Annotated in this window: 22 protein-coding genes and 4 tRNA genes; 19 read left to right on the forward strand and 7 right to left on the reverse strand. The window is 54.9% G+C overall.

Annotated features, from left to right (window positions below; all coding sequences use genetic code 11):
- Window position 1 precedes the first annotated feature (1 nt).
- From ACGHP5_RS09715 to ACGHP5_RS09740, 6 genes are all read left to right on the forward strand, one after another.
- A complete protein-coding gene (locus tag ACGHP5_RS09715) occupies window positions 2–1,024 on the forward strand; it encodes a FecR family protein (protein WP_390566406.1) in 1,023 nt (340 codons plus the stop codon).
- 72 nt (window positions 1,025–1,096) lie between these two features.
- On the forward strand, window positions 1,097–4,429 hold the full coding sequence (locus ACGHP5_RS09720) for a TonB-dependent receptor (protein ID WP_390566408.1): 3,333 nt from the start codon (window positions 1,097–1,099) through the stop codon (window positions 4,427–4,429).
- Window positions 4,430–4,441: 12 nt separating this feature from the next.
- Entirely contained in the window at window positions 4,442–5,725 is a 1,284-nt protein-coding gene (locus ACGHP5_RS09725) for a RagB/SusD family nutrient uptake outer membrane protein (RefSeq protein ID WP_290533537.1), read from the forward strand.
- Between the two features lie 34 nt (window positions 5,726–5,759).
- The gene (locus ACGHP5_RS09730; protein WP_290533536.1) at window positions 5,760–6,704 is read left to right on the forward strand and encodes a phosphodiester glycosidase family protein; all 945 of its coding nucleotides are present in this window, start codon (window positions 5,760–5,762) and stop codon (window positions 6,702–6,704) included.
- 12 nt (window positions 6,705–6,716) lie between these two features.
- The gene (locus ACGHP5_RS09735; RefSeq protein WP_290533535.1) at window positions 6,717–8,480 is read left to right on the forward strand and encodes a BACON domain-containing protein; all 1,764 of its coding nucleotides are present in this window, start codon (window positions 6,717–6,719) and stop codon (window positions 8,478–8,480) included.
- Window positions 8,481–8,599: 119 nt separating this feature from the next.
- Entirely contained in the window at window positions 8,600–9,529 is a 930-nt protein-coding gene (locus tag ACGHP5_RS09740) for a sugar phosphate isomerase/epimerase family protein (protein WP_337772278.1), read from the forward strand.
- A 76-nt stretch (window positions 9,530–9,605) separates the two neighbouring features.
- Here the strand turns inward: ACGHP5_RS09740 and ACGHP5_RS09745 are convergent, their stop codons facing one another.
- From ACGHP5_RS09745 to ACGHP5_RS09765, 5 genes are all read right to left on the reverse strand, one after another.
- Entirely contained in the window at window positions 9,606–10,448 is an 843-nt protein-coding gene (locus ACGHP5_RS09745) for a phosphodiester glycosidase family protein (RefSeq protein ID WP_337772276.1), read from the reverse strand.
- A 158-nt stretch (window positions 10,449–10,606) separates the two neighbouring features.
- On the reverse strand, window positions 10,607–11,179 hold the full coding sequence (locus ACGHP5_RS09750) for a lipocalin family protein (protein ID WP_337756079.1): 573 nt from the start codon (window positions 11,177–11,179) through the stop codon (window positions 10,607–10,609).
- Window positions 11,180–11,232: 53 nt separating this feature from the next.
- Window positions 11,233–12,633 (reverse strand): NADPH-dependent glutamate synthase, encoded by a 1,401-nt coding sequence (gene gltA / locus ACGHP5_RS09755; RefSeq protein WP_337756080.1) that lies wholly within the window; start codon window positions 12,631–12,633, stop codon window positions 11,233–11,235.
- Window positions 12,634–12,636: 3 nt separating this feature from the next.
- Window positions 12,637–13,521, reverse strand: a complete 885-nt coding sequence (locus ACGHP5_RS09760; protein ID WP_290533530.1) for a sulfide/dihydroorotate dehydrogenase-like FAD/NAD-binding protein — start codon at window positions 13,519–13,521, stop codon at window positions 12,637–12,639.
- Between the two features lie 23 nt (window positions 13,522–13,544).
- Window positions 13,545–14,624, reverse strand: a complete 1,080-nt coding sequence (locus ACGHP5_RS09765) for a DUF1573 domain-containing protein (RefSeq protein ID WP_390566411.1) — start codon at window positions 14,622–14,624, stop codon at window positions 13,545–13,547.
- A 125-nt stretch (window positions 14,625–14,749) separates the two neighbouring features.
- Between ACGHP5_RS09765 and ACGHP5_RS09770 the strand changes: the two genes are divergently transcribed.
- The 13 genes from ACGHP5_RS09770 to ACGHP5_RS09830 all read left to right on the forward strand — a co-directional run bounded on the left by ACGHP5_RS09770 (window position 14,750) and on the right by ACGHP5_RS09830 (window position 23,170).
- A tRNA-Asn gene (locus ACGHP5_RS09770) sits at window positions 14,750–14,823 on the forward strand.
- Between the two features lie 116 nt (window positions 14,824–14,939).
- A tRNA-Val gene (locus ACGHP5_RS09775) sits at window positions 14,940–15,014 on the forward strand.
- Window positions 15,015–15,131: 117 nt separating this feature from the next.
- The gene (locus ACGHP5_RS09780) at window positions 15,132–15,557 is read left to right on the forward strand and encodes an Arm DNA-binding domain-containing protein (protein WP_390566413.1); all 426 of its coding nucleotides are present in this window, start codon (window positions 15,132–15,134) and stop codon (window positions 15,555–15,557) included.
- A 3-nt stretch (window positions 15,558–15,560) separates the two neighbouring features.
- Entirely contained in the window at window positions 15,561–16,349 is a 789-nt protein-coding gene (locus tag ACGHP5_RS09785) for a tyrosine-type recombinase/integrase (protein ID WP_390566415.1), read from the forward strand.
- Window positions 16,350–17,004: 655 nt separating this feature from the next.
- The gene (locus ACGHP5_RS09790; RefSeq protein ID WP_337772270.1) at window positions 17,005–18,102 is read left to right on the forward strand and encodes a hypothetical protein; all 1,098 of its coding nucleotides are present in this window, start codon (window positions 17,005–17,007) and stop codon (window positions 18,100–18,102) included.
- A gap of 11 nt (window positions 18,103–18,113) precedes the next feature.
- On the forward strand, window positions 18,114–18,932 hold the full coding sequence (locus tag ACGHP5_RS09795; protein WP_337772268.1) for a hypothetical protein: 819 nt from the start codon (window positions 18,114–18,116) through the stop codon (window positions 18,930–18,932).
- 445 nt (window positions 18,933–19,377) lie between these two features.
- The gene (locus ACGHP5_RS09800) at window positions 19,378–19,671 is read left to right on the forward strand and encodes a hypothetical protein (protein ID WP_337772267.1); all 294 of its coding nucleotides are present in this window, start codon (window positions 19,378–19,380) and stop codon (window positions 19,669–19,671) included.
- 168 nt (window positions 19,672–19,839) lie between these two features.
- A complete protein-coding gene (locus tag ACGHP5_RS09805; RefSeq protein ID WP_337772266.1) occupies window positions 19,840–20,226 on the forward strand; it encodes a DUF6908 domain-containing protein in 387 nt (128 codons plus the stop codon).
- Window positions 20,223–20,498, forward strand: a complete 276-nt coding sequence (locus tag ACGHP5_RS09810; RefSeq protein ID WP_390566417.1) for a hypothetical protein — start codon at window positions 20,223–20,225, stop codon at window positions 20,496–20,498. Before ACGHP5_RS09805 ends, ACGHP5_RS09810 begins: the two co-directional genes overlap by 4 nt.
- An 886-nt stretch (window positions 20,499–21,384) precedes the next feature.
- Entirely contained in the window at window positions 21,385–21,552 is a 168-nt protein-coding gene (locus ACGHP5_RS09815) for a hypothetical protein (RefSeq protein ID WP_390566419.1), read from the forward strand.
- Window positions 21,553–21,615: 63 nt separating this feature from the next.
- The gene (locus tag ACGHP5_RS09820; RefSeq protein WP_337772262.1) at window positions 21,616–22,026 is read left to right on the forward strand and encodes a hypothetical protein; all 411 of its coding nucleotides are present in this window, start codon (window positions 21,616–21,618) and stop codon (window positions 22,024–22,026) included.
- 956 nt (window positions 22,027–22,982) lie between these two features.
- Window positions 22,983–23,057, forward strand: a tRNA-Val gene (locus ACGHP5_RS09825).
- Between the two features lie 38 nt (window positions 23,058–23,095).
- Window positions 23,096–23,170: transfer RNA gene (locus ACGHP5_RS09830), tRNA-Val, on the forward strand.
- 120 nt (window positions 23,171–23,290) lie between these two features.
- Here the strand turns inward: ACGHP5_RS09830 and ACGHP5_RS09835 are convergent.
- Complete coding sequence (locus ACGHP5_RS09835) at window positions 23,291–24,910, reverse strand: putative Ig domain-containing protein (RefSeq protein WP_390566421.1); 1,620 nt, start codon at window positions 24,908–24,910, stop codon at window positions 23,291–23,293.
- 26 nt (window positions 24,911–24,936) lie between these two features.
- Window positions 24,937–26,259: a BT_3987 domain-containing protein gene (locus tag ACGHP5_RS09840; protein ID WP_390566423.1), complete on the reverse strand. Its 1,323-nt coding sequence runs from the start codon at window positions 26,257–26,259 to the stop codon at window positions 24,937–24,939.
- Window positions 26,260–26,271 lie beyond the last annotated feature (12 nt).

Below are 26,271 nucleotides of genomic sequence, written 5' to 3' on the forward strand. Positions count from 1 at the left end.
TATGGATACCAAGAAAAATATGTCGCGCGAACAGCTGCTCGCCTACATGCGGGACAACTGCACGGAAGCCGAGGCGCAGCAGGTGCGCATGTGGCTGCGGGAGCGGCTGAAGGACCCGGGGCTGGATCAGCTGTTCTGCGACCTGCTGGACGCCACCGAGACCGAATACGATCCCGAGGGCAAGGAGCGCGTGCGGCGTAAGCTGGACTCGATCCTCGCGGCATGCCCCGCCCCGAATTCCCCCCCCCGCAGCGGTAACGCCCGGCGGTGGCGGTGGCCCCTCCGTATAATCGAATACGCCGCCGTCGTTGCCGCCGTCGTCCTGGCGCTCCATTACAGACACCAGGCCAACACCCCGCGCGAGTGGGTGGAGGTCTATGCCGGCATGGGCGAGCGCCGCGAGGTCGTGCTGCCCGACAGTACGCACGTGTGGCTCAACGCCGGCACGAAACTCATCTACCCCAGGCAGTTCAACCGCTCGATGAGGCAGGTCTACCTGTCGGGCGAAATGTTCGCCGACGTCCGCCGCGACGAGGACCGCCCGTTCATCGTCTCCGCCGACCGGCTGGAGGTGAAGGTCCTCGGCACGCAGTTCAACCTCAAATCCTACCAGGAGGACGCCAAATCGGAGGTGAGCCTGGTGCACGGCAAGGTGTCGGTCGGCATCAAGGCGTCGAAAATGAACGGGAAACTCACCCTCGCTCCCGGAGACATCCTCCGCTTCAACAAGACCAACAATCACATCGATTTCCTCAATTTCGATCCCGATTCCTATGCGAACTGGATCGACAACGACAACTTCTTCTTCGTGGAGCAGACCCTGGGCGACATCGTCGCCGACCTGCGCCGCCACTTCGCCGTCGAGATCGTCGTCACGGACAAGTCGCTGTGCGACGAGACCTACTACGCATCGTTCATCAACAACGAATCGCTCGACGAAATCCTCGACGCGCTCAACAAGGACCGCCTTTTCTCGGTGCGCAGGGAAGCCGAGGTCTATTACATATCGCCACCCCTAAAATAACCATATCATGTAGTATGCAAAACGAACGGAACTTTTAATGACCTATTTCTCAAAACTTCAAATCTTAACGTAATGAATAAACTTTTACCTTCCGTCAAAAGTTTGATCACGCTTGCCGCGCTTCTGTGCTTCCTGTTCCAGGCCTCCGCGGCCCAGGCCCAGAAGGTGAGCCTGTCGGTCCGCAATGCGACCGTCAAGGCGGCGATCGAACGCCTGCAAAAGGATTACGGCTACTCGTTCGTCATCAAGACGAAGGATGCCGATGTGAACAAGAAGATCACCCTCGATGTCGAAAACGAGGAGATCGGCGCTGTCGTCGAAAAGATGTTCGCCGGACAGAACGTCGTGAGCAGCGTCGAGGGCAAGATGATCGCCATCATGTCCGCCCCCGCGAAGCGGGACTCCGCGGCCCGCGCTTCGGCCAATGCCGTCGTGAAGGGCGTTGTGAAAGACAGCGCCGGGAACCCGGTCACCGGCGCCACGGTGATCGTCGACGGCACGACCATCGGCGCCACCACCGACCTCGACGGTTCGTTCTCCGTCCGGATCGGGTCGCGCACGGATGTCCGCCTGATCGTCTCCTACCTCGGTCTGAAGACCAAGGAGGTTGCGGTGGGCGATCCGGCCAAGTTCTATGAAGTCCGGCTCGAAAACGACAACATGGCTCTCGACGAGGTGGTCGTGGTCGGTTACGGTACGCAGCGCCGCAGTCTGGTGACCAACGCCATCAGCCAGTTCAAGCCCACCGAGGAGAACATGCGCAGCGTGATGTCGCCCTCGGAGCTCCTCCAGGGCCGCATCGCCGGTGTGTCGATCTCGACCAGCTCGGGTAACCTCGGTTCGGCCGAGAAGATGAGCATCCGCGGTTCGTCGTCGCTCAGCGCCAGCAACGAGCCGCTCTACGTGATCGACGGCATTCCGCTGTCGAACAACTCGGCGTCGCTCTATTCGTTCGGCGAGGGCATGAGTTCGCTGGCGACGCTCAACCTCACGGACATCGAGTCGATCGAGGTGCTGAAGGACGCCGCCTCGGCGGCGATCTACGGCTCGCGCGCCACCAACGGCGTCGTGCTGATCACCACCAAGCAGGGCCGCGAGGGCAAATCGGAGGTCAAGGTCAACTATGGTTTCAGCATCACGCAGTTTCCCAACACCGGGCGCCGCGAATACGTCGGCTCGAAGCAGTACGTCGAGGTCTTCAACGAGGGCGTCGACAACTACAACCGTCAGAACGGCTTCACGATCAACAGTTCGGGCTATGTCAAGCACATCCGGAATCCCTACGGGAACATGCCCGACACCGACTGGCTCGACCTGATCACCCGCCTCGGCCAGTCGCACTATTTCGACGTGTCGTTTTCGGGCGGCAATGCCAAGACCAAATATTACCTCTCGGGCAGCTACAACTACCAGGAGGGCGTCATCAAGACGAACGACATCTCGAAGGTCAACCTCAAGTCGAATATCAGCCACGAAATGTTCAAATGGCTGAAGGTGGGCGCCAACATCAGCGGCAACTACCTGCACAACAACCGTATCCCGGGCGCCGACCTCGGCTCGACGATCATCGGACGCGCCGTGCAGCAGCGCCCCTTCGACCGTCCCTACAAACCCAACGGCGGCTATTACACGGGCGGAACCGACGAACTGCTGCTGCACAATGCCGTGCAGATTCTCTCCGAGGAGATCTCCTATACGGACAACTACCGCTTCATCGGTTCGTTCTGGGCCGAGGCGCAGATCGCCAAGGGGCTGACGGTCAGGGCGTCGTACAACAACGACTCGGCCTACACCTACGACTACGTCTATTACAACCAGAACCACCCCTATGCCGCCGACAACGGCCGTATCCTGGACCGGAACCGGTTCGTGATGACCAATACGATCGACCTCTACGCCAACTATAACCGCAAGATCGGCGAAGATTTCGAACTCGGGGCCATGGTGGGACACTCGTTCCTCAAGACCAAGAGCCGCACGTCGTATATCGACGCGCAGAACTACCCCTCGCCGGCGTTCGACGTGGCGAGCGTGGCCGCGAACATCGTCGGGGCCAGCGCCGGACTGTCGGAATATGCCATCGAATCCTATTTCGCCCGTTTGAGCCTCGCCTACAAGGACCGTTACGTCGTCAACGCGACGATCCGTACCGACGGTTCGTCGCGCTTCGCGCCCGACTGCCGCTGGGGCTGGTTCCCCTCGGTGTCGGTCGGCTGGAACGTCTCGAACGAGTCGTTCTGGGACGCCGAGAAGACCGAACTGAAGATCCGCGCCAGCTACGGCCGCACGGGTAACCAGGACGGAATCAGCAACTACGGCTGGCAGGCCCTGATCAGCGGCGGCACCAACTACGGCGGCCAGAGCGGCATCGCCATCTCGTCGAGCGGCAACGACCGCCTGACGTGGGAGACCGCCGACCAGTACAACGCCGGATTCGACCTGAGCTTTCTGGGCGGAAAGATCAACATGATCGCCGACGTTTACCTGAAGAACACGAACAACCTGCTCTACTCGAAGCCCGTGCACGCCACGACGGGCGAAACCTCGATCCTGAGCAACATCGGTTCGATGCGCAACAAGGGCGTCGAGTTCACGATCAACACCCACTTCAACCTGGGCAAGGTGCTGTGGAGTTCGTCGCTCAATATCGCGCGCAACGTCAACAAACTCACCGCGTTGCTGGAGGACGACATGCTGGCGATCGGTTCGAACCGCGCGCTGAAACTCGGCCGGACGGTGGGTTCGTGGTACATCTTCCGCACGGACGGCATCTATCAGTACGACGGCGAGGTTCCGCAGGCGCTCTACGACAAGGGCGTGCGTGCCGGCGACGTCAAGTACTGGGACCGCAACGGCGACGGGGACATCACCGACGACGACCGTATCGTCACGGGCAACCCCAACCCCAAGTTCTCGGGCGGCTGGAACAACACCTTCAAGTACAAAGGGCTGGAACTGAGCCTCTTCTTCACGTACAGCTACGGTAACGACGTGTATGCGTCGTGGATGATCCACGGCTCCAAGCCCGGCTATACCCGCTCGCTGCTGAAGGCCTATGCCGACAACCGCTGGACGGGACCCGGTACGTCGGACAAATATCCGCGCGCGATCTACTCGTACAGCGGCTGGAACGGCAAGAACTCGACGATGTACCTGACCGACGGATCGTTCATCCGCCTGCGCTCGGTGACGCTGGGCTACACCTTCCCGCAGCGGCTGGTTTCGAAAATCCATCTCAAGGGACTCCGGGTCTATGCCCAGGGCGACAACGTCTTCCTCTGCTCGCGTTATCCCGGCTGGGACCCCGAGACGAGCGTGAACCTCGATCCGCGCTTCTACGGCGAGGATAACGACGGCGTTCCCCAGCCGCGCATCTTCAAGTTAGGCGTAAACATCACTTTCTAAATCCGATTAATCATGAAATCGTTGCATAAAATAATATTGCTTGCCCTGCTGCCTCTGATGGGTGCCTGCGGCAGCATGCTCGACATCGAGCCGCATTCGGCGGTCTCTCCGACGGTGGTCGGCTCCGACGACATCGAGGCGCTGCGCATCGGAATGTACAACAAGGTCCAGGAGGGTCCGACCTACTACTCCTACATCGCGTTCGACCTTTTCGGCGGTGAGCTGATGACCAGCACGGGCCGCCCGATCGACCTGATCAACTCGCTTTCCAATGCGCTGCATACGTTTGTCAGCAGCCAGTGGAACGGCTACTACAAGGCGCTTCTGCAGGTGAACAACGTCATGTCGATCGCCGAGGGACTGGCCGACAGCCCCACGCGGAACCGGGTGCTGGGCGAGTGCCACTATTTCCGGGCGCATATCTATCTCTGTCTGGTGACCCGCTTCGGCGACGTGCCCGTCCTGCGGCAGAACACCCAGGCCAAGGTTTCGCGCGACCCGGCCTCGATGGCCTGGGCGCTGGTCGAGGAGGACCTCGACGCGGCTTCGGGCTTCCTGAACGGGTTGAGCGCCGACAGTTTCTACTATGTGTCGCCCGCCGCCGTGACGGCCCTGAAAGCGCGCGTGAAACTCTATCTGGGCAAGAAGGGCGAGGCTAAAGAGCTGGCCGAGAGCCTGATCACCAATCCGAACTACGCACTCGACGACTTCGACAAGATTTTCCGCTCGAAGGCCAACAAGGAGGTGATCTTCGCCTTCTCGTGCCTGACCGAGGACGGTTCGTCGATCAAGATTTCCAACCAGTTCTACTCCTACAACCACCCCAACAAGGGCAGTTACAACTACCGTCCCGCGGGCGACGTGATGACGATGTACGCCGACGAGGACCTGCGCAAGGAGGTGTCGATCACCACGCTCGACAACCTGAACTTCATCAACAAATACCCCAGCGGGCAGACCGGGTCGGACCCCGTGGTGATTTCGCGGCTGGCCGAAATGTATCTGATCAGCGCCGAGGCGCAGGGGCTCAACGGCGGTCTGGATCGTCTCAACGAGCTGCGGGAAAAGCGCGGTCTGGACAGGGTGAGTCCGGCGAACGAAGCCGATTTTCTCGACGCGGTGCTTCAGGAGCGCCGTCTGGAGTTCCTCGCCGAGGGTTTCCGCTGGTACGACCTCGTGCGGACCGGAAAGGCTACGCAGACGCTCGGCACGAAGGACTACCAGTGCCTGATGCCGCTTCCGAGCCGGGAACTGCTTTATAACCCGAATCTCAAACCGAATAATCCGGGTTATTAGCGGGATTGTCCAATATGCATAAAACGATAAAACGATGAAAACATACAGATATATGATCGGAATGCTGTTGTGCGTGTGGCTGCTTGCGGCGTGCGACAATTCGAATGCTTTCGACGAATACGCCAAGTTCGACACGACGGCTCAGACAGCCTGGGGACAGAGCATCGTCGACGGGTCGAACGGATATGTGGCTCATGTGAAGAGCGACAGGGCCTACAACCTGGCCGACGGTGTGGACGTGCTGGAGATGGCATTTCTGGCCGACGACGGACTGGCCATGCAGATGTTCCTGTTCCGGATTGCCTTGAGCGACAAAATCACCCTGCGCACGACGCTCGCCAACGACAAGGACGCGGTGGGCACCGGACAGACGATTATGAAGCAGCTCGAGGCGATGCAGAAGAACGGGAAGAGGGTCTTGGGCGGTACGAACGCCGACTTCTTCAATACGACGACCTACATTCCCTACGGCGTGTGCTACCGCGACGGCGTGGCGGTGAAGACTTCGTTCAACCGTACGGACTGCAACGTCTTCGTGATCTCGAAGGACAACACGGCCTACTGCTTCACGGCGGAGGAGTACGCTCTCGACAAGGACATCGTCCGCGAGGCGGTCTGCGGCCGCAGCACGCTGCTGCTGAAGAACGGCGAGCAGCTGGACCAGAGCGCCAACACGATGCCGGTGGCGAACATGGAACCGCGCACCGCAATCGGCGTGTCGCAGGACGGCAAGGAGGTCTACCTGATGGTGGTCGACGGCCGTAATTTCTACTACTCGAACGGCGCCGATCTGCTGGACCTGATGAACCTGATGTCGGCCTGCGGAGCCTACGACGCGCTCAACCTCGACGGCGGAGGCTCGTCGACCTTCATCGCCCGTGACGGCGCGGAGGGCGAACTCAAACTGCTGAACTGGCCGACCGACCAAGGCGGGGTCATGCGCAAGGTGGCGACCGGACTGGCGATTGTTGAACAATAAACGACGGAACCGATGAAAACGATATTTCAATACCTGCTCCTGACGGCCGCATGCGCGGCGCTGGGAGCCTGCCAGGATTTTAGCGACGATACGGCCTTTACTCCCGAGACACCCGAACTGTCGTTCGTGGAGGAGAGCATCATCGCAGAGAAGGCTACCAAGGACTACGACCTTTCGATCAAATCGAACCTTCCGTGGCGCATCGAATGCGACAAGGACTGGGTGTCGTTCGATCCGTCGTACGGACAGGGCGACGCCACGATCACCGTGACCGTGGCCGCCAACCGTACGCTCGACGAACGCACGGCGACGATCTCGGCCTATGTCATCAAGGGCGAGAACACCACGCTGCCCGTGACGCAGGCCGCCGCGAGCGCTTCGGATCTTGCGACGCACTACTACGTCAAGACCGACGGCTCGGCCGACAAGGACGGCCTGACGTGGGAGACGGCGACCACGCTGGCCAACGCCATCGACCTGGCGATGAACGGCGACGTGATCCACGTGGCTGCGGGCTCTTACGTGCCTTCGGTGCCGCTGACGGGCATGAAGACCGCGCTGGACAACACGTTCGAGATCCACAGCAACTTCTCGATGATCGGCGGCTATCCGGCCGATGCGGCCGAGGGTGCCGTGGCCGATCCTGCCGTGAACGAGACGATTCTGGACGGTAACCATGCCGTATGCCACGTGGTTGCGGTGACGGCGGCCAAGATGAACGGCATGAAGGCCTCGCTCGACGGATTCACGATCAAGAACGGTTCGTCGCAGTTCGGCACGGTGGGCAGCACGACGATCAACGGCGTGAAGTTCTTCCAGAGTTACGGCGCGGGCATTTTCATCGGCAACGCGACGGTGGACATCCTCAACTGCAAGATTGTCGAAAATACGGACATCCGCATGGGTGCGATCCGCGTCGACGCGGGAGCCGAGGCGCTGTTCGACAACTGCGTGGTCTCCGACAACGCGACCAAGTCGACGGCGGCATACAACGGCGGATGTCTGTGGGCCGACGGAGCCAAACTGCTGCGGATCAACAACTGTACGTTCAACAACAACAAGACCTCGGGAGTCGGTATCTGCATGTATATCTTCGGCGACACGGGCGGCAAGACCAACGTGCTGATCAGCAACACCACGATCTCGAACAACAGCGTCAATCCCGAACATGCCACCAAGAACGGCGGCGGTATTTACGTCCGCGAGAACGGCAACCTGGTGATCGTCAATTCGACGCTTTACGGAAACCATTCCGGAAAGGGCGGCGGTATCGCGGTCTACGGCACGGCGGCCAAACCGAGCAAGGCGGTGATCGTCAGCTGTACGATTGCCGGCAACACGACGGTGACGGCCGGAAACGGCGCCGGATTGCAGCAGGCTGCCGTCGGAGGAGCCATCGAGGTCTACAATACGCTGATCTCCGGCAATACGACGGACGGCGCTGCCGACGATGTCGCCTGGTTCAAGGACGCCAGCTACAAGGTCGCCAGCTCCATTATCGGAGGCACGGTCTACAATGCCGACGGTATGGCCGTCGGAGGCGCGGCGTTCGATCCGGCTTCGATGCTCAGCCCGCTGGGCGACAACGGCGGTACGATGAAGACCTGCGTACTGCTCGGCGACGCGAATCCGGCACGCCAGTACGGCATGTCCGCTTCGGATTTGAAGATACTGGGCGAGACGCTCGACCCGGCGTTCGGCGAGGCGGTCAGCACGGTCGACCAGACCGGCGCTTCGCGCGAGGGCAAGACGGTGATCGGAGCCGTCGTCAAATAAGTTTATTCACAAGGGGCGTACCAACACTTGGTACGCCCCTTTTATCCGTTGTAACGTTCGGCCGTCCCGCATGCCGGCCCGGTTTTGCATCGGCCTGACTTTTTACGATCTTTGCATTTATGAAACTTTACAGAACCGGACTGCTGCTGCTTGCGGTCCTATGCACAATCCCGGTGTTTGCCGGGCAGCCGCCGCGGCTGAAAGTGGGTTCTTCGTCCGGGATTTTCGGCCCGGTGTCGAATTGGACCTACGAAACCTTCGCAGAGGCGAAGAAGGCGGGTATCGACGCCATCGAGATCAGCGCGTCGAAACTGTTCTTGGACAAGGAGATGACCGACGATCGGCAGATCGAGGCGCGCTGCCGTCGGTTGAAGCGCGACCTCAAACGCGCCGGAATCGAAGTCTGGTCGGTGCACATGCCTTACGGCCGGGAGATCGATCTTTCGCAGACGGACGAGGCCGTGCGGCGGAAAAGCGTCGAACTGAACCGGCGGGTGCTGCGTTTCTGCAAGATACTTTCGCCCCGGATCGTGCTCTTCCATCCGAGCTGGTATCTCGGGCACGGGGAGCGCGACGCGCGGATCGCCCGACTGGTGCGCTCGGTCGGAGAACTGCTTCCCGATGCGAAGAAGATCGGCGCCCGGGTGGTGATCGAGAACATGCTGGGCCATGAACTGGTCAAGGACGGGAACTACGAACGCCCGCTGGGCCGGACCGTCGAAGAGGTGCTGCACATCATGTCGCTGATGCCCCGGGAGGTGGACGCTGCGGTCGACACCAACCACATCGACAATCCCGAACTGCTGATCACGGCGCTCGGACGGCGGGTGAAAACGATCCATGTCAGCGACGGCGACGGCCGCAACGAGTGCCACGAACTGCCGGGTCAGGGCCGGGGCGACAACGACTGGGCGGCGGTCATGAAGGCTCTGTACGAGGATGCGCACTACCGGGGCGTCTTCATGTACGAGGTGAAGAAGGCGGAGTTTCCGCAGTTGAAAGCTTGTTACGACCGGATGTACGACGAGTACGTGCGGTCGAAGCGATAAGGAGGCAAGGTTAATGGAAACGCGGTTTGATGCAACTTCATCAAACCGCGTTTTTTGATTCCGGGTCGCTGGTCGGTTACCTGCGGACCACGATGCAGTTGGGGACCCCGCGCTCGCCTTCGTGGTCGAAGCGGCGGTTGTCGTAGGGATGGTTGAGGACGCCTTCCTGCGCCGTCCAGAGCGTCGAGGAGCCGCCGCCGTCGAGGTTCAGCGCCTCGGTAAGTCCGAGCTGGCGCGCGATGTAGGCTGTTTCAGCGATGGTCGCGCCGTCGCCCCGGCCTTTGAAACGCCCGTCGATCACGGCCATCACCACCGTGCCGTCGGCCCGCTTGCCGATCAGCGTCCGGGGATGGCGGCGGGTGTAGAAGCTGCTCCCGGAGGTGTATTCGACCACCTTGCCGCCGTTGATCAGCACCGGGCCTGCGGCCAGCGCCGAGCGGTAACGGCGCGCCACGTCGGCGTACTGCGTCGTGTCGCACGGGAAAATCTCCATCCGGCGTCCCTTGCGGTCCTTGAAGGCGATGACGCCGTTGGTGCGCGACGTCTCCTCGGGGGTGGTGCGTCCCAGGATTTTCCTGTCGAGCAGGACGAAGGTGACCGGTTCGAAGGTTTTGACATTGAAGTAACTGCCGTTGACGGCGATGTCCGCGCCGGCGGCTTTGCCCAGATCGCTCGTGGACTCGGCCCTGCGGTCGAGGTGGACGATCGAGGTGGTGAACCTGCGTCCGGGGTAGGTGGCGACGGAGATGCTCTGCCGCGACCCGAACATGTCGATCTGGGCATAGCGGCATTCGGCACCGCCGCCGAGGTCGGCCGTGCGCCATTCGGCAGTGGCGAATGCAATCGAGTCGCGGGGAGTCTGCGCCGCGGCGCTGAAGGAACAGAGGAGCAGCAAGGCTCCCGTCAGAATTTTGTTCATGGTTCGGATAAACGGGTTAGTAGCCACAAATTTACGCATTTAGCGCGGATTTAGCAAGCGCCGGAGCCGCTATTTTCGGGAAAAAAGCCGTTGCCCCGCCGGAAACAAAAGCGCCCCCGGAGGTCCGGAGGCGCTGGCTTTTCGGTGCGGAAAACTGTTTACTGCCTGGCCTTGGTGTAGACCGTGCCCGTGCCCTCGATCGTGAGGGTGTAGTTCCCGTCGGCCGTTTGGGCGATCACGCCCGTCTCGGTGAAGTCGATGGTCTGGCCGTTGCCGAGGCTCTGGCCCTTGAGCAGGATTTTGTTCGTTTCGCCCTGCAGCTCCCACGAAGTGTAGGCCAGCGTCGCCATGTTGATCGATTTGGCTTCGCCTTCGACCATGATCTCGATGCCCATGACGCTTTCGGGGCTGATCGGGTCGGGCATCGTCCATTTGCCGACGGCTTCGGCGTAGGTGGGATCGGTCGCGACCTTCGTGGCGGCGGTTCCGTCCTTCAGTTTGCCCGTGTAGTCCACGGTGATCGGGGCTCCGAGCAGCAGGCCGTTGGCGTCGCTCTTGTCGGCATTCATGGTCGAGAAGGTGTAGGTGTCGTCGGCGGTCAGCGCGCGGACGGTGACGGTGTTCATCGAGGCGTCTGCGATGAATCCCGAGAAGGTTTTGGGGGTGTTGTCAGCGCAGGCTGCCAGGCCGCAGAGGGCCAGGACGGCAATCAGGGATTTGATGTTTTTCATGGTGTTGGAATTTATCAGCTTTGCATGTCGGCGCTAATGTACGGATTTTTTGCCTAATGTATGCCGTTCGCACGCGATTTTACATATTCGTCGATGGCCTTGGCTGCGGTCCGTCCCGCGCCCATGGCCAGGATGACCGTCGCGGCGCCCGTCACGGCGTCGCCGCCCGCGAAGACACCCGGACGAGTCGTCGCGCCGCGCTCGTCGGCCGTGATGCAGCCGCGGCGGGTGGTCTCCAGACCGGCGGTCGTGGCGGCCAGCAGCGGATTGGGCGAGGTTCCCAGCGCCATGATCACCACGTCGCAGGCGATTTCGAAATCCGAACCCTCCTTCACCACCGGCGAGCGGCGGCCGCTTTCGTCGGGTTCGCCCAGCTCCATCTCCACGCAGCGCAGCCCCGTCACCCAGCCTCTTTCGTCGCCGAGGATCTCGGTGGGGTTGGTCAGCATGCGGAAGCGGATGCCCTCCTCCTTGGCGTGGTGGACCTCCTCGACGCGCGCCGGAAGCTCTTTTTCCGAACGGCGGTAGACGATCGTGGCCTCCGCGCCCAGCCGCTTGGCCGTGCGCACGGCGTCCATCGCCACGTTGCCGCCGCCCACGACCACGACACGCTGCCCGACGTAGATCGGGGTGTCGTACGCCTTGTCGTAGGCGTGCATCAGATTGGCCCGCGTCAGGAACTCGTTGGCCGAAACCACGCCGTTGAGGTTCTCGCCCGGGATGCCCATGAAACGGGGCAGCCCGGCGCCCGAGCCGATGAAGACGGCGTCGAACCCTTCCTCGTCCATCAGCGAGTCGATCGTCACGGTGCGGCCCACGATCACGTCGGTCTCGATCCCGACACCCAGCCGTTCGACCTGGGCGATTTCGCGCGCCACGATCCGCTCCTTCGGGAGACGGAACTCGGGAATGCCGTAGACCAGCACGCCGCCCGCCTCGTGCAGCGCCTCGAAAATCTTCACTTCGTAGCCCATGCGGGCCAGGTCGCTGGCGCAGGCCAGCCCGGCCGGGCCGCTGCCGATGACGGCGACTTTATGGCCGTTGCGGGTTGCGGCGGGCTGTACGGGGGCGCCGTGTTCGAGTTTCCAGTCGCCGACGAAGCGTTCGAGTTTGCCCACGGCGACCGGTTGGCCCTTGATGCCCAGGATGCACGAACCTTCGCACTGGCTCTCCTGCGGGCAGACGCGGCCGCAGATCGAGGGCAGCGAACTGTCCTTGGAGATGATGTCGGCAGCCTCCTGCAGCCGCCCTTCGTGCAGCGCGGCGATAAAGTCGGGGATGCGGATGCCTACGGGGCAGGCCGCCACGCAGCGGGGATTCTTACAACGCAGGCAGCGCGAGGCTTCGAGCGTGGCCTCTTCGAGGTCGTAGCCGTAGCAGACCTCCTCGAAATTGGTCGCACGGATCGCCGGGTCCTGTTCGCGCACCGGCACGCGGGGTATCTTGTTTGCCATAATCTATTTGTCCAATCCGATCTTACATACGTGTCCGGCCTCGCGCTCGGCCTCGATGACCGCGGCGCGCTGCTCCTGGGTGCGGTACATGCCCTGCCGGCGCATCGCCTCGTCGAAATCGACCTCGTGGGCGTCGAATTCCGGGCCGTCGACGCACGTGAAGCGCGTCCGGCCGCCGACCGTCACGCGGCAGGCGCCGCACATGCCCGTGCCGTCGACCATCAGCGCGTTGAGCGATACGGTGGTCTTCAGGCCGTATTTCTTCGTGGTGAGGGCCACGAACTTCATCATGATCATCGGGCCGATGGCCACGCATTCGTCGTAGCGCCTGCCCTCCTTTTCGATCAGTTCTCCGATCAGCGCCGTCACGAGTCCCTTGAACCCTTCCGAACCGTCGTCGGTGGCGATGTAGAGGTTTTCGGCCACCGCGCGCATGGCGTCGGTATAAATCAGCATGCCGCGTGTCTTGGCGCCGATGATGACATCGGCCTTTACGCCGTGTTCCTTGAGCCATTTGACCTGCGGGTAGACCGGGGCCGTGCCCACGCCGCCCGCCACGAACAGGTAGCGGCGTTTGCGCAGCTCTTCGAGGGGCATTTTGACGAATTCCGAAGGGTGGCCCAGCGGGCCTGCGAAGTCGGCGAGAGCCTCGCCCTCGTTCCGTGCGCAGATTTTGCGCGTCGAGGCGCCGATGGCCTGGGTGACGATGGTCACGCTGCCCTCCGCAGCGTCGAAATCGGAGATCGTGAGCGGGATGCGCTCGCCGTGTTCGTCGACGCGTACGATGACGAATTGTCCGGGCTGTGCCGAACGGGCCACGCGCGGTGCGAGGACCTTCATCAGCCAGATGCCCTCCGCGAGGAGTCTTTTTTCAAGAATGGGGTACATTATATCCGTTGTGTGTTTGTGTGTCACTCTTCGATGACCGCCGTCACCCGGATGCGCCGCATGGGCCGCAGGGGGTCGTTGGTCACCACCACGAGGTGTTCGGTCACGATGCCGTAGTCCTGCGCCCGGGGATCGAGCAGGATTTCGCAGCGCACCGAATCCCCGGGGGTGATTTTCAGTCCCGGGGCGAGTGTCGTGGCTACGTGTCCCTCGCCCTCGACGGCCCGCACGATCAGCTCCGCGCCGCCCGCGTTCGAGAGCGTAAGGTACATTCTCCGAACCGGTCCCGCATGTTTGACCGGCCCAAATTTAAGGATATTTTCCGAAAAATCGGCTTTCGGGGCGTTTTGTGTCGCATCCGCGGGCTGCGGGTCGACGCCGATGCCGTGCGTGACGAGCGTCGTGCCGTTGCTGCGGCCGTCGACCACGACCTCCAGTGCGTCGCGCACGGTCCCGTAGCGGGGCTTGTCGGCGGGGATGAGGTAGGAGAAGTTGATTTCACCCCGTTCGCCCGGCGCGACCTGTCTCGGATAGCCGGTCCGGAGCAGTCCGCTCGTGGTTTCGGGGCGCAGTTCGAGGCGGACCGGGCGCTTCGAGGTGTTCGCGTAGCCGATCGCCGCCTGCACCTGCCGGCCCGGATAAATATAGGAGAAGGCGTTGAGCGTCGAGGCCAGCCGCAGCCCTCCGCCGGCATCGACGGGGTAGAGTTCCTCGACGGTTTTCTGCCGCGGAATGACGCTCCCCTGCACGGTGAGCGTGGCGATTTTCCGCTTTTCCGAGGAGTAGACCCACAGTTCCTTGGTGAATGCGCCGGGGCGGTTGGCGGGGTCGTAGGTGACGGTGATTTGCGTCTTTTCGCCCGGAAGGATCGGTTTCTTCGAGAAATCGGGGACCGTGCAGCCGCAGGTGGTCACTACGTCGAGAATCACCAGGGGGCTGTCGCTGCGGTTGACGCCCGTGAACGTGTGGCTCACGCGGCCGTCGGTTTCGCGGATCGTGCCGAAGTCCCACGCATCGGGCTGAAAAGTCAGACGTTCCTGCGCCAGGCCCGTTAAGGCGCATAGTGCCAAGAGAATAAGAGAAATAACACGTTTCAAGATCATTTCTTTACGATTTGTGCGACATGCAAAGATACTTTTTTTACGAAAAATTCGTGCAATAATTTTGCGGGAATGAAAATTTGCTATATATTTGCACTCCGAAACGACGATACAATTCGTCTCGAAAAGCCTGAATAGCTCAGTTGGTTAGAGCACATGACTGTTAATCATGGGGTCCTAGGTTCAAGTCCTTGTTCAGGCGCAGATGCGCGAGGGTTGCGTAGAGGTTCTTTCAAAAACGCCTGCAAGGGATCGTCTGTAAAAGGGTGGTCCGGGGGTAATCGGAAGATTGCCTTTGCAGTCCCAAGCCATTTTTAGGGGAGCTTAGCTCAGCTGGTTCAGAGCGTCTGCCTTACAAGCAGAGGGTCGGGGGTTCGAATCCCTCAGCTCCCACAACTGAAAATCAACGACTTACAGCAATGTGGGTCGTTTTTCTTTTGTCTGCGTCCGCGGTCGGTTTACACGTTTTTTGCCCGTTTGTGTTAACCAATGTGTCAACCAACATGACGCATGAAAGCAAACATTGAGGTCATTTGTTACAAGTACAAACCTCTCAAAGACGGAACGCTTCCTTTAATGCTCCGAGTTACGAAAGACCGTAAACGCAAATACGTTTCGCTCGGTCTTTCCCTGTACGAAAAGTTTTGGGATTTCGAGAAAGGCAAGCCTAAACGGAATTGTCCCAACAAGGAGCAAATCGAACGGCTGATAGCCGCAAAAACGGCGGAATACAACGATTTGATTGTCGAAATGACCGCCCAGCAACGCGAATACACGGCGGAAACGCTCGTGTCCCATTTTCACAATCAAGTCTGTTGTGCGACGGTGGTCGAATTGTACGATAAACTGATTGACGACATGACGCGCGGCGGAAAACTCGGCAATGCAGGTGTTTACAAATACTCCCGTACATCGTTGCTGAAATTCACGGGGTAGCGGTTGCAAATTCCGTTCAGCGACATTGACGCCGTATGGTTGCGTCGTTACGAGAATTGGTTACGGACGAGCGGTTGCGGAGATACGACCATCAGCCAACTCTTTCGCACGTTGCGTAGCGTGTTCAACAAGGCCGTCGAATTGCAGTTGGTGAAACGGGATTATTACCCGTTCGATACCTATAAAGTCAGCAAATTCGATACGCGGACGAAGAAACGGGCCATCACGAAAGAGGACGTGCGCAAGGTTATTGCACTCGATTTGTCGCAAGGCTATCCATCCGAACGATTGGCACGGGATATTTTCGTGTTCAGCTATTTCGGAGCGGGGATTAACTTTGCGGACATCGCCCTGCTGAAATACGGCAACATACGGGACGGACGGGTGCAATACGTTCGCAAGAAAACGGGCAAGCCGATTAATTTCCTGCTGACGGAAGAAATGCGGAATATCATTGCCAAATACCAGCGACAAGGGCAGACGGATGAAGATTATATTTTCCCGATACTCGACCGCCGTGTGCATAGAACGGAACAGCAGAGATATGACCGAACGCACAAGGTGCTGACGAACACGAATCGCTGGTTGCGTAAAATCGGACAGCGGGTCGGCATCGAACATCTGACTACCTATGTCGCTCGGCATACGTTCGCTACGGTCTTGAAAAGGTCAGGTGTAAGCGTAGCCCTCATTTCCGAATCATTGGGACACTCCGACCTATCTACCACGCAAATCTACCTCGATTCATTCGAGAACTCGCAGATAGATGCGGCTATGCAGCATTTATTGTAGAGAGGAGCAAGGACAAACTTTGTAAAAGGGTCTAAAAGATAAACCCTTTTACAATGTCTGTCCTCACTCTCTACTTAACCAGTAGCAACAGTTCATAAAAGACAAGGACAGACATTGACAGGGGGTCTATAATTCATACCCCTTGACAATGTTTGTCCTCTTACTGACTGAATTTTTATTGTAGATACCAGCATCGGAACCGATAACGATTACCTATCAACTGAACGAACGTTGCAAAACCTTACCCGAAAAAGTATCGTTATCCTACTTTATAAAGGCACTCGATATGCAAAATCAATATCGGAAGATTATAGAACGAGAACAACAAACCGAAGCAGATTTCAGCGGTTTTGCATTTTAGATATACGGCCCCTGTGCTTATGCACGAGGGCTTTTTCATTTAATAAGAGAGGGTGACATATTTTGAGGATTAAGGAAATTTGAAATAACGTCACATATTTTCTGCTTTAGATATACGTCAACAACTGCTAAAATCCACCTGCCTTACGGCAAATTTTGCAACGTAAGGTTTTGATAAGATTTTTTATTGACATATGCATTAATAACCAATTTATTATGAAACAATTGTAAGGTTGCAATTTCCGAGATTATTGAACTCGAAAGTTTAACTTTGTTAAACAGATATTACCTGTTTATGACCAGTAAATCACATATGACAATTCAATGGAGAAACCTACTCCTGACAGCAATAATTTGTTGCTTGGAATTGCTGTTTCTTATTACTCCTCCAAGTCAAGCGCAACCACTCCAGACAGAACAGCCTATTGCCATTTGCAAAGACAAATTCTATCAGACTGCTTTTGATGAAATAACGGCGATGCTTGACGGAAAAGCAGAATTGAGTGTAAAACGGAGTGTATTTCTTCTTGAATGGGCATTTTTGCAAGGGCAGTCAGACTACACGGTATATTGCCAACAGATCGCTAAGATTGCAGATGAACTCAAAGCCTTTATGCGGCTCAATAACCTGAATGAACACCCAATCGGCGGCAATATGGCATTATTCGAATTTTTCACAAACGATAATCCACTGAACGGATATAAATCATATATGTATGATTTCGACGATTATATGGGCAAAAATGACTTTACAAAAATGTTCGTCACAAAGCTTATGCGCACCCATTCGGGACAATGCCGCTCGTTGCCGCTTTTCTACAAAATACTTGCAAACGAAATCGGAGCGGAGGCTTATATTGCTTATGCTCCTATGCACTCATTTATTAGGCACCATAACGAAGATGGCAGCAAGCTGATTAATGTGGAGCTTACAAACTATTCGATGCCCAGAGAGGTATTTATTATTGAAAGAAATGGGGTTACACAGCGAGCTATTGAAACTGGTGCTTACATGAAGCCGTGTGATGACAGAGAGATTATCATTCAACTTCTAGTCGAACTGACATATGGTTATGAGCGCCTTTATAGTGCTGACTCATTTGTAGAACGTTGTATAAAGACAGTTTTACGATATGACCCGAACAATCTTCCTGCGTGGATGCGGGTTGCGGACAAGCTGTATTGCGACGGCGTAGCCTATCAGCAGGAGTTACGTCGCAAAGGCTTGCCTGAAGATAAGTGGTCACTCAATAATTATGCACAATATCAAGTGGCTAAGAAGAAAATCAGCGACTTGGGTTATGTCGAAACATCTCCTGAAATGTACGATGCATGGATGAAGGATATTCAAAACGAGATAGAACGCAGAAAACAAACAGCAACTAACCATTAAATCATACTGCCATGAGAACGAAAAACTTAATCGCAATTTGCATTTTTACATTATTAATTGTAGATTTGACTTACGCAAGATGGCCGACGGTCGATCCCCATGCAGAGAATTACTATCCCCAAAGTCCGTATGCATTCGTAGGTGGTAATCCGATAAATAATACAGAGCTGGACGGCAAAGACTGGTACAGGAATGAAAATGGCGACATGATGTGGCGCCGTATGCAGGATGAAACATATAAAGATGACAATGGCGTTATTTGGACGAATGCAGGAACGACCTATTTACACCAGAGAAAAGATGGAAGTGCCATTTATTTTATGCAGAAAACGAACGACAATGGAGACTTGACATTATCGCCACATGGTTTTTCAAAGAATGAAATGGCTGTTTTCGGATTATTCCATTCCGAAAAAGCTATGATGGCTGCAATCGACGACCATGTGAATCCCAGTGCAGGCAGTTTTGCCAAAATGGTTGGGGCCGAAATGGCCGCTCAATGGACAGACCCTTACTTGTTGACAGGAGGAGCCGCTATCGGAGTGACGGCAATGGGAATAAATAACTCTTTCGGGAGAAGGAAAGGTGCACCGAAGCCAACTCCAAATTTCGTATCTCCGACTAATACACCCCAAACTCCAATGATTAACCCTCCTGCTGGGCTCAAAGTTAGAATCATGCCACCTACACAGCAATATCCTAATGGATATTGGGTATTAGAAAAACCGATGCCGCAAGGAGGATACCAAAAAATAAATCCTACTACTATGAGGCCTGGAACAAGGGCTGAAACACACATCCCATTACCACCCAATTATTATAGACGTTAAAATAATTACAGCCATGTATAAAATACCAAAAGAGTTTGATTCGCAGGCCTTAATCGGCAAACCAATTGTACAGATATGTTATACGATTAATAGTGTGTGCTTATATTGGGACGGAGGATATATTCAAATAATGGGGGCATTCTCGATATTATATGACAATAAAACGTATTCCTATCAGGAAATATATCCCATTGATCAAGACTATAATCTTTTGCTACTATTAGATAAGAAAATTATGAACATAGATATTTCCGACACAAGGGATTCACTAATGATTCTCTTTGAGAACGGTATGTCTTTAACTTTATATAGTGATGCAAATTACGAGTCTTTTGAAGTGAATTTTAATTCAAAAAGAAATATTTTTTGAAAATCAAAAAAATCAATTTAAGGCAAAAAACTCAATCCTGATGCACATTATAAGAGGGGAAAATAGTAACAACTTATGGCACGCCAAGAAATTGAAAATATGTCAACGGAAATTATTGAGTTAAAAAAACAGGAACTCGACCTACTTGTCAAACACTCTTTAATTGAGAATCTGCATACCACTACTCAGCAGGGAAATAAAATTCTATTGTCAGAAACAAAGTATTATTTTGAATCTTTATTAGAGAAATTGTCGAATCTTTTAATTAAGGAAGGAATTGATTCAAAAACAAACGAACCCAATGAGCTGGGATTAAAAATCGAGACTTTAATTGACATTGTAAGTAGAGTTGTCTATTCATCCAAATAAGTTTTTGATATTTTCAAAAACAGATAGGATTTATTCAAAAATCCTTCAATGTCATCAATCTTAAGAGCCATTCACCACATGAGTGGCTCTTATTTGTATCTACTCCACACAAGCCGATACACCAACTAAAGCCCCCTCCCCTTTGCCGAATGTAAAATCTTTTCAGATATGAAAACACTTGACAGGAGAGCGGCGGAGATTTTCCGCAAAATGTTAGCTTTACAAACAACCAAAATCGACAACTCGGACGGTACTTATATGCCCGTCCACATCGAACTAATCGGCCGCATCGACAAGTACGACTTTTTCTCGCTGGCTCATTACGGACAGCAGAACGGCGATGCCATGCGCGACCCCGAAATGCTGTTTGCCCTGCACAATGAAACTCGGCAATTCATTCCCTACTATTATCGCAACGACTATTGCGGTATCGAGCAGAACAGCGTCAGATGGTCGGAAGATGGAATAGCGTTGAACCCTCGCTTGCAGGCCAGCCACACAACATTTGCGAACCAATGGCTTCGTAACATAGCCGCACAACAGGGAATCCAATGACGGCACAGCGATTGGTGGAGAATTGCGTATTGACGAATCAGACCGCAGTCGTGGATGAAATGCTGAATAAGAACCTGCTACCCGAGGAATATATCTATCCATTCTTGGGTGATATTATGGAATGGTGGTTGATTGATGCGTGGCTGGCCGAACGTCTGAAACGGGAGGGAGAGGTTATTATCGAGGAATACGGGTGCTGTTGGTGGGGACGATTAGCCAGCGGACAGTCTATCTGTATGGACAGCGTGATACGGAAAATTACAGGAGAGTAAAACTACAACCGTATTTCTATTTATTGGAACGCATAAATTACAGAATTTAGGGGTATTGTAATCTCTACAAGATTTTACTACCCCTAATTTTCGTTTTCGTGTTGGCATAAAGTCGATAACTGCCAATACAAACTATTTGCACATCACAATTACGGCATTTATGCAGACATAATCCCAAAACCTTTTATCCCCAAGTTAGAACGAACAAAATTGCAATTCCATAGGCTCCGCTATTGGATAGAAACTTTGTTTTTGAGAACTTTGCGGCATAATAATAGCAACAGCACCGAGAAATCGGAAAGATGTTTTGCATTTTCCATCGAATATGTTACTTTTGTGGTAACATATTGAATACACGGAAAGTGTAGCTTATTCTCGTCAGACGAACGTAGGAAATTCGACCGAAGAGAGAATAGGTGAACATCTTGCCGCGTCATATCCATTCATGGATATAGGCGTGGGGCTGTTGCTTATTTATCTTCAAGGTTTCCTACGACCTGTCTGACTAAAATAAGTTTTCAGCACCACGCTTTCTGTTTATTTAAATCAAAAAAATAACCGTCGCGGTGGTGCTGGAGCGATATTTTTTCAGGTATGAAAAGAAAATTACTGTCATTTTTATTGATTTTTATCGCGATACCATTCGCAGGAATATCATCCCCTAACATTAAGCATAATGTTATTGAGGCTCCTTACCAATGTAATGTTTTGAAAGAAAAAAAAATCTTTCAAAAAAAGATTTCGAGATATAAGGACATCGGGGAGGTTTATTCTATTTGAAATAGAATTTGTAAACAGAGATTCAGTAGCCCATCTTGTTGATTATTCTTGTTTCTGTGTAATTGATAATAATGGAAATGAATATGAAGTACATCCTTATGCGACAATGGTTAAGCAAACAGAACTTGAAGATATTAGACTTCTTAAAGACGTTGATGTTTATGGATTTAGTAATCAAACTATAAAATCAAATTTTGGGATACGCGGATGGTTAATATTTGAAGTGCCTGCCATTGGTGAATACAAAATAAAATTTCGGGGATATTTAAAATAATGCCTTAATGTAAAATCCTATTTCAAACTTAAATTCTACAATTATGAAAAAACGATTATACTGATGTTTGTCGCTGCTTTGACCATGACCTCTTGCTCTGTTGTGCATAAAACAGCAACCACCCGTGATGTAACAGCTCCTCTTGCTGCCGCTGTAATTAGTGATTTGGATGTTGCTAATCAGAAAATTACTTATACTCTCGTACCGACCAAAAAGGTACGAAAAGGCGGATTAAAAAATTGCATCAATACTGCTATTAGTGAGGCTCTTGCAAACAATGGTGGCGGCGATGTGTTGATTGAAACGCAAGAAGCTATTGTTATAAGAACAGGTCTTTGGGGAAGAAAAATCAAATCTGTAACGGTAACTGGTTATCCTGCAAAATATAAGAATTTTAGGGCGGCTGATGAAGAAACTGTAAAAGCAGGAATAATTAGTGGAAGCCTTGTAAGACATGAAGTAAAACGCAAATAATTTTTTTAAATATCCTCGAAGTTTGGACAGACTTACATTAGTAAGTTTGTCCTTTCTTTTTTACTTGCACAAGTCACAGATTTTTCGTATATTTATATCATAATCAGAGATTTATTTAACAACATAAATTTTAGCTAAAATGAACAAAACACCAAAAACAGAATGAAAAATTGGCAAGCAGAAACAGGATGATTTACAAATATCCTACATTGCCAAATCCGTAGCCTATAATGATTATGACGGAGTTTGCCTATTTGTCGGGAGAAAAGAAGATGAAACCGTCCCGTTTACCTTTTACTATTTCTTTGCATTGGACATCGACCAGCAGCAACCCGTAAAAATGACATTTCAAAGACGAGGGAAGCCGATAGTTTCAATGTCTTGTCCGTTAGAAGATATAAAAGGAGATATAACGCTAATCATGCCTAACGTTATTGAGTTTTCAAATTCCGCAGAGAGCGTAAACCTGTTTGCCGTTCACAACAAGAGCGACGCCGTTAGCTTTACATATACAGCAACAGACGGAACACTGAAAGATTTCAAATTCCCGTTAGCGGGGTTCAATGAAAAGTATTTAGAGCAATTTATATAAAGATAATCCTCGGCCATGCGGTCGGGGATTTTTTATTTATAGAAATCAAAGCTACTGAAAATTGCTGAAAACGGGAAAGCGGCGTGAGGGGAAAATTTTGCGCCGATTTTCTATTAGCAGAGCAAGGACAGACTTTGCGAAAGGGGTATATTTATAGTCCCCTTTGCAAAGTTTGTCCTCGCTTATTCAAATATAAGATTATCAACTAATTCACTATTGTTTAACCAGCATTGAGTTTATGTAAATGTGTCAACCAATGTGTCAACCGAACGAACAGCCAGCGAAAAAAGATTCCCTAAAAAGAATTGAAGACTTGCAGGAATGATTTATTTATCATACATTTGCACTCGCAATTCAGCGAAAGGGGAGCTTAGCTCAGTTGGTTCAGAGCGTCTGCCTTACAAGCAGAGGGTCGGGGGTTCGAATCCCTCAGCTCCCACGACCGAAACCATCCAGGACAGGATGGTTTTTTATACCGGGAGCATAGCTCAGTTGGTTTAGAGCGCCTGCTCGACAAGCAGGAGGTCAGCGGTTCAAATCCGCTTGTTCCCACAAGCGGAAAAGCCTTTCGGATTCGTTCCGGAAGGCTTTTCTGTCGGATTGCGGCAATGCCGCTCAAGGAAAAGACGGATACCTGCGTATCCGTCTTTTGTTATGGGAACAGGGCATTTACTATTTGCCGGTCGCCTGTTCGCGGCTGTTGCCCGGGCAGACCTTCACCAGAACGACGCCGTGGGGTGCAACGGCGGTCTCGAACTTGTCGGTGCACTCCGTGAGGTCTTTCTGCCGCCACAGGTCGCGCACGGTCTGTTTGCCGCGCAGTCCCAGCATGCGGAGCGTGAAATTCATCTTCACGGTCTGCCAGCCCCGGTTGAAAAGCCCGACGGCCATCGAACCGTCTTCGAGGTGTTTGACGTAGATCACCTGGTCGCCTTGCTGCCAGACGGCTACGGCCTGAAGGCCCAGCGGGTCCTGGTTGACGTCGATCACCTCGTCGTTGGTCAGTAGGCTCCGTGTGAAGTCGTCCATCTGCGCCATGTCGCAGCCGATCAGCAGTGGCGCCGCCAGCAGCGACCAGAGGCTGATGTGGGTATACTGCTCGTCGGCCGTGAGCTGCGTGTAGTGGAGTTTCGGACCCCAGCCCACCATGCCCACGACCAGCATGTCGGGGTCGGCCCAATGGCCCGGGCGGTTGAAGGGCAGCCAGCGGTCCTGGCTGAACCCGATGCTGCTGATGCTCTCCCACGTGTCGCGGATGTCGCCCGTCGTGCGCCAGCAGTTGGAGTACTGCATCCACTGGGGTGCGTCGCCGTAGGGTGCGCTGTTCGAGAGGCTGTAAACGACGTCGCGGTCGAGGGTCCGAAGGGCGTCGTGCATCTCCTTGACATGGTAGTAGTCGAGCGGATTCCAGTCGTACTTGAGGTAGTCGATGCCCCATTCACCCCATTGCTTCACGTCGGCTTCCACGAAGGAGTAAGGGCCGAGGTGCCAGACTTCGGTCCGGTCCTTCCAGTAGTTACCGCCCTCTTTCTGATAGCGGTAATGTTCGTTGTGCCGGCCTTTTTTGATCCACTCGTTGACGCCGTCGGGGTTGTCCGAGTAGCTGCCGATGTGCGCGGCATAGGTCCCGATCCACGGCGTGGAGTAGATGCCCACCCGAAGGCCCAAGTCATGAATGGCGCGCGTGAGGCCCTTCATGTCGGGGAATTTCGCGTTCGGCTGGATCGCGTTGTCCTTGCCGCCGCGTTTGCCCTGCCAGCCGTCGTCGATGTTGATGTAGGACCAGCCGTGGTCGGCGAGTCCGCTTTCGACCATCGCGCGTGCCGACGAGAGCACCTGTTCCTGCGTGACGTCGCGCGCCCAGCAGTTCCAGCTGTTCCAGCCCATCGGCGGGGTGAGTGCGATTTCGCTCCCCACGACGATCTTCAGGCTGCGCTCGCTGCTGCCCAGTGCATTCGTGGCTTTCAGGTGCACGGTATATTCGCCCGGAGCGGTTACGCGTCCCGTGATCCGTCCGGTCTTGGGGTCGAGTTTCAGCCCTTTGGGAAGCCCTTCGGCCGAGAAGGTCATCGGACGGATGCCCGTCGCGGCGATCGTGTAGAGGAATTCCGAACCCGGACGGACGCCGAAGACGCGCGCGCCGTTGATGCGCGGGGTGTCGGCGGGTTTCGGGGTCAGGATGTATTTCGACATGTCGGGCGCACTCTGCGCCGTGGCCTGCCCGGCCGCCGCCCCGCCGCAGAGTGCGGCCAGGGCGAGGGTCGTCAGGTAAAGCAGAATCGGTTTTTTCATCGGGGCGAAAAAGTTGGGGGTTGAGTTCATTCCGTCTTTTCTGCCAGTACCGGAATGAATTCCGATACGGAGTACAGTTTGTTGCGGTTGCTCGCGTTTACGGCCAGCCGTACGTAGCGGCCCGAAACGGTCCACTGCTCGGCGGCGTAGGTTCCGGTCGTCGACGTATTGGTCTTGTCGCCGAAATCGAAGTCCTGGGCTTTCGTCCAGTTCTCGCCGTCGTCCGAAAGTTCGACGTAGCCGGCACGGAGGTCGGTCACGTAGGAGTCGCTGCGGCGGACGAGCGTCATGCCGCACCAGTAGTATGTCTTGCCCATATCCCATACGGTCGATGCCTCGTCGGGGTTGATGTCGCCCTCTCCGATGGTGTTGTAACGGCTTTCCCAGCGGGTGACCAGATCGCCGTCGATCATCAGCTCGGGTCCGCGGCCGGTGTAGTAGGAGCTGCACGAAACGAGACTCCATTTATTGCGGCTGTCGTAGATCGGGAGCAGCGAGATGTGGTAAAGCACCGTGTTCTTCTCGCCGATCTTGAATTTCGAATTGTCCTTGAGTCTTACGGCCAGCGTGTAGTAGCGGTCTGCCGTCAGGTTCGATTTGTCGACTTTGATGGTCGAAACCGCTTTGTTCGAGCCGGCTTCCAGGTTGGCCGCCGTGAAGGCGTAGGCGCTTTCGGGCAGCGGGATGTATTGCGTGCCGTGCTCGGCGTTATAAGCCGCGAGCACCGCATCGCCGTGTTCGTATTCCATCTCGGAATCCCACTTGTTGTCGAATTCGGTGTAGGCCGTGAATTCGAGTGTGTTGGCGTCGGCGGCGCTCAGGTCGCTTTCTACGACACCGGCGTTCTCGGCCAGCACCTCGGTCTCCTGCATCCGGGGATTGATCAGGATGGTGTTCAGCTCCTCGTTGACCTCGGTTCCCGCGGCCGTGAGCCGCAGCGGAAGGACGTAGTCGTTCATGTAGGGCAGCGCCATGATCTCCTTGCAGTCGAGGCGGATGGAGAGGGTTGCGCGCCGGCCTTCGGCCGAGATCGAACCTGTGCTTTTGACGATCTGATAGTACTCCTCGCCGAGCAGCGTGTAGGAGGAGCCGTTCGCAGCGTTGAAGGTCTCGACGGCATCGGGATCGAGGACGACCTTCACCTCCGACGGCTGTCCGAAGTAGCCGCTGCTGTAAGCGTAAATGTCGTAGTCGAGCGTCTCCTCGACGTCGTAGTAGGTGGCGGTCTGCACCCCGTTGTTGACGATGTAGACGCGCGGGTCCACCAGGTTGTCGTTGCGGTGGTCCTTTTCGCAGGCGGTCAGCAGCAGCACGCCGGCGAAGGGTATCAATATGTTTTTCAGTTTCATAATTATCCGGAT

It is taken from the genome of Alistipes sp. i18-0019-D1 (genome assembly GCF_042852885.1).
In the GTDB taxonomy this organism is placed as follows: Bacteria; Bacteroidota; Bacteroidia; order Bacteroidales; family Rikenellaceae; genus Alistipes.

Coding starts and splice junctions, on each gene's coding strand:
- ACGHP5_RS09715 (WP_390566406.1), top strand. CDS start 2: ATGGATACCAAGAAAAATATGTCGCGCGAACAGCTGCTCGCCTACATG.
- ACGHP5_RS09720 (WP_390566408.1), top strand. CDS start 1,097: ATGAATAAACTTTTACCTTCCGTCAAAAGTTTGATCACGCTTGCCGCG.
- ACGHP5_RS09725 (WP_290533537.1), top strand. CDS start 4,442: ATGAAATCGTTGCATAAAATAATATTGCTTGCCCTGCTGCCTCTGATG.
- ACGHP5_RS09730 (WP_290533536.1), top strand. CDS start 5,760: ATGAAAACATACAGATATATGATCGGAATGCTGTTGTGCGTGTGGCTG.
- ACGHP5_RS09735 (WP_290533535.1), top strand. CDS start 6,717: ATGAAAACGATATTTCAATACCTGCTCCTGACGGCCGCATGCGCGGCG.
- ACGHP5_RS09740 (WP_337772278.1), top strand. CDS start 8,600: ATGAAACTTTACAGAACCGGACTGCTGCTGCTTGCGGTCCTATGCACA.
- ACGHP5_RS09745 (WP_337772276.1), bottom strand. CDS start 10,448: ATGAACAAAATTCTGACGGGAGCCTTGCTGCTCCTCTGTTCCTTCAGC.
- ACGHP5_RS09750 (WP_337756079.1), bottom strand. CDS start 11,179: ATGAAAAACATCAAATCCCTGATTGCCGTCCTGGCCCTCTGCGGCCTG.
- gltA (WP_337756080.1), bottom strand. CDS start 12,633: ATGGCAAACAAGATACCCCGCGTGCCGGTGCGCGAACAGGACCCGGCG.
- ACGHP5_RS09760 (WP_290533530.1), bottom strand. CDS start 13,521: ATGTACCCCATTCTTGAAAAAAGACTCCTCGCGGAGGGCATCTGGCTG.
- ACGHP5_RS09765 (WP_390566411.1), bottom strand. CDS start 14,624: ATGATCTTGAAACGTGTTATTTCTCTTATTCTCTTGGCACTATGCGCC.
- ACGHP5_RS09780 (WP_390566413.1), top strand. CDS start 15,132: ATGAAAGCAAACATTGAGGTCATTTGTTACAAGTACAAACCTCTCAAA.
- ACGHP5_RS09790 (WP_337772270.1), top strand. CDS start 17,005: ATGACCAGTAAATCACATATGACAATTCAATGGAGAAACCTACTCCTG.
- ACGHP5_RS09795 (WP_337772268.1), top strand. CDS start 18,114: ATGAGAACGAAAAACTTAATCGCAATTTGCATTTTTACATTATTAATT.
- ACGHP5_RS09800 (WP_337772267.1), top strand. CDS start 19,378: ATGGCACGCCAAGAAATTGAAAATATGTCAACGGAAATTATTGAGTTA.
- ACGHP5_RS09805 (WP_337772266.1), top strand. CDS start 19,840: ATGAAAACACTTGACAGGAGAGCGGCGGAGATTTTCCGCAAAATGTTA.
- ACGHP5_RS09810 (WP_390566417.1), top strand. CDS start 20,223: ATGACGGCACAGCGATTGGTGGAGAATTGCGTATTGACGAATCAGACC.
- ACGHP5_RS09815 (WP_390566419.1), top strand. CDS start 21,385: ATGGTTAAGCAAACAGAACTTGAAGATATTAGACTTCTTAAAGACGTT.
- ACGHP5_RS09820 (WP_337772262.1), top strand. CDS start 21,616: ATGTTTGTCGCTGCTTTGACCATGACCTCTTGCTCTGTTGTGCATAAA.
- ACGHP5_RS09835 (WP_390566421.1), bottom strand. CDS start 24,910: ATGAAAAAACCGATTCTGCTTTACCTGACGACCCTCGCCCTGGCCGCA.
- ACGHP5_RS09840 (WP_390566423.1), bottom strand. CDS start 26,259: ATGAAACTGAAAAACATATTGATACCCTTCGCCGGCGTGCTGCTGCTG.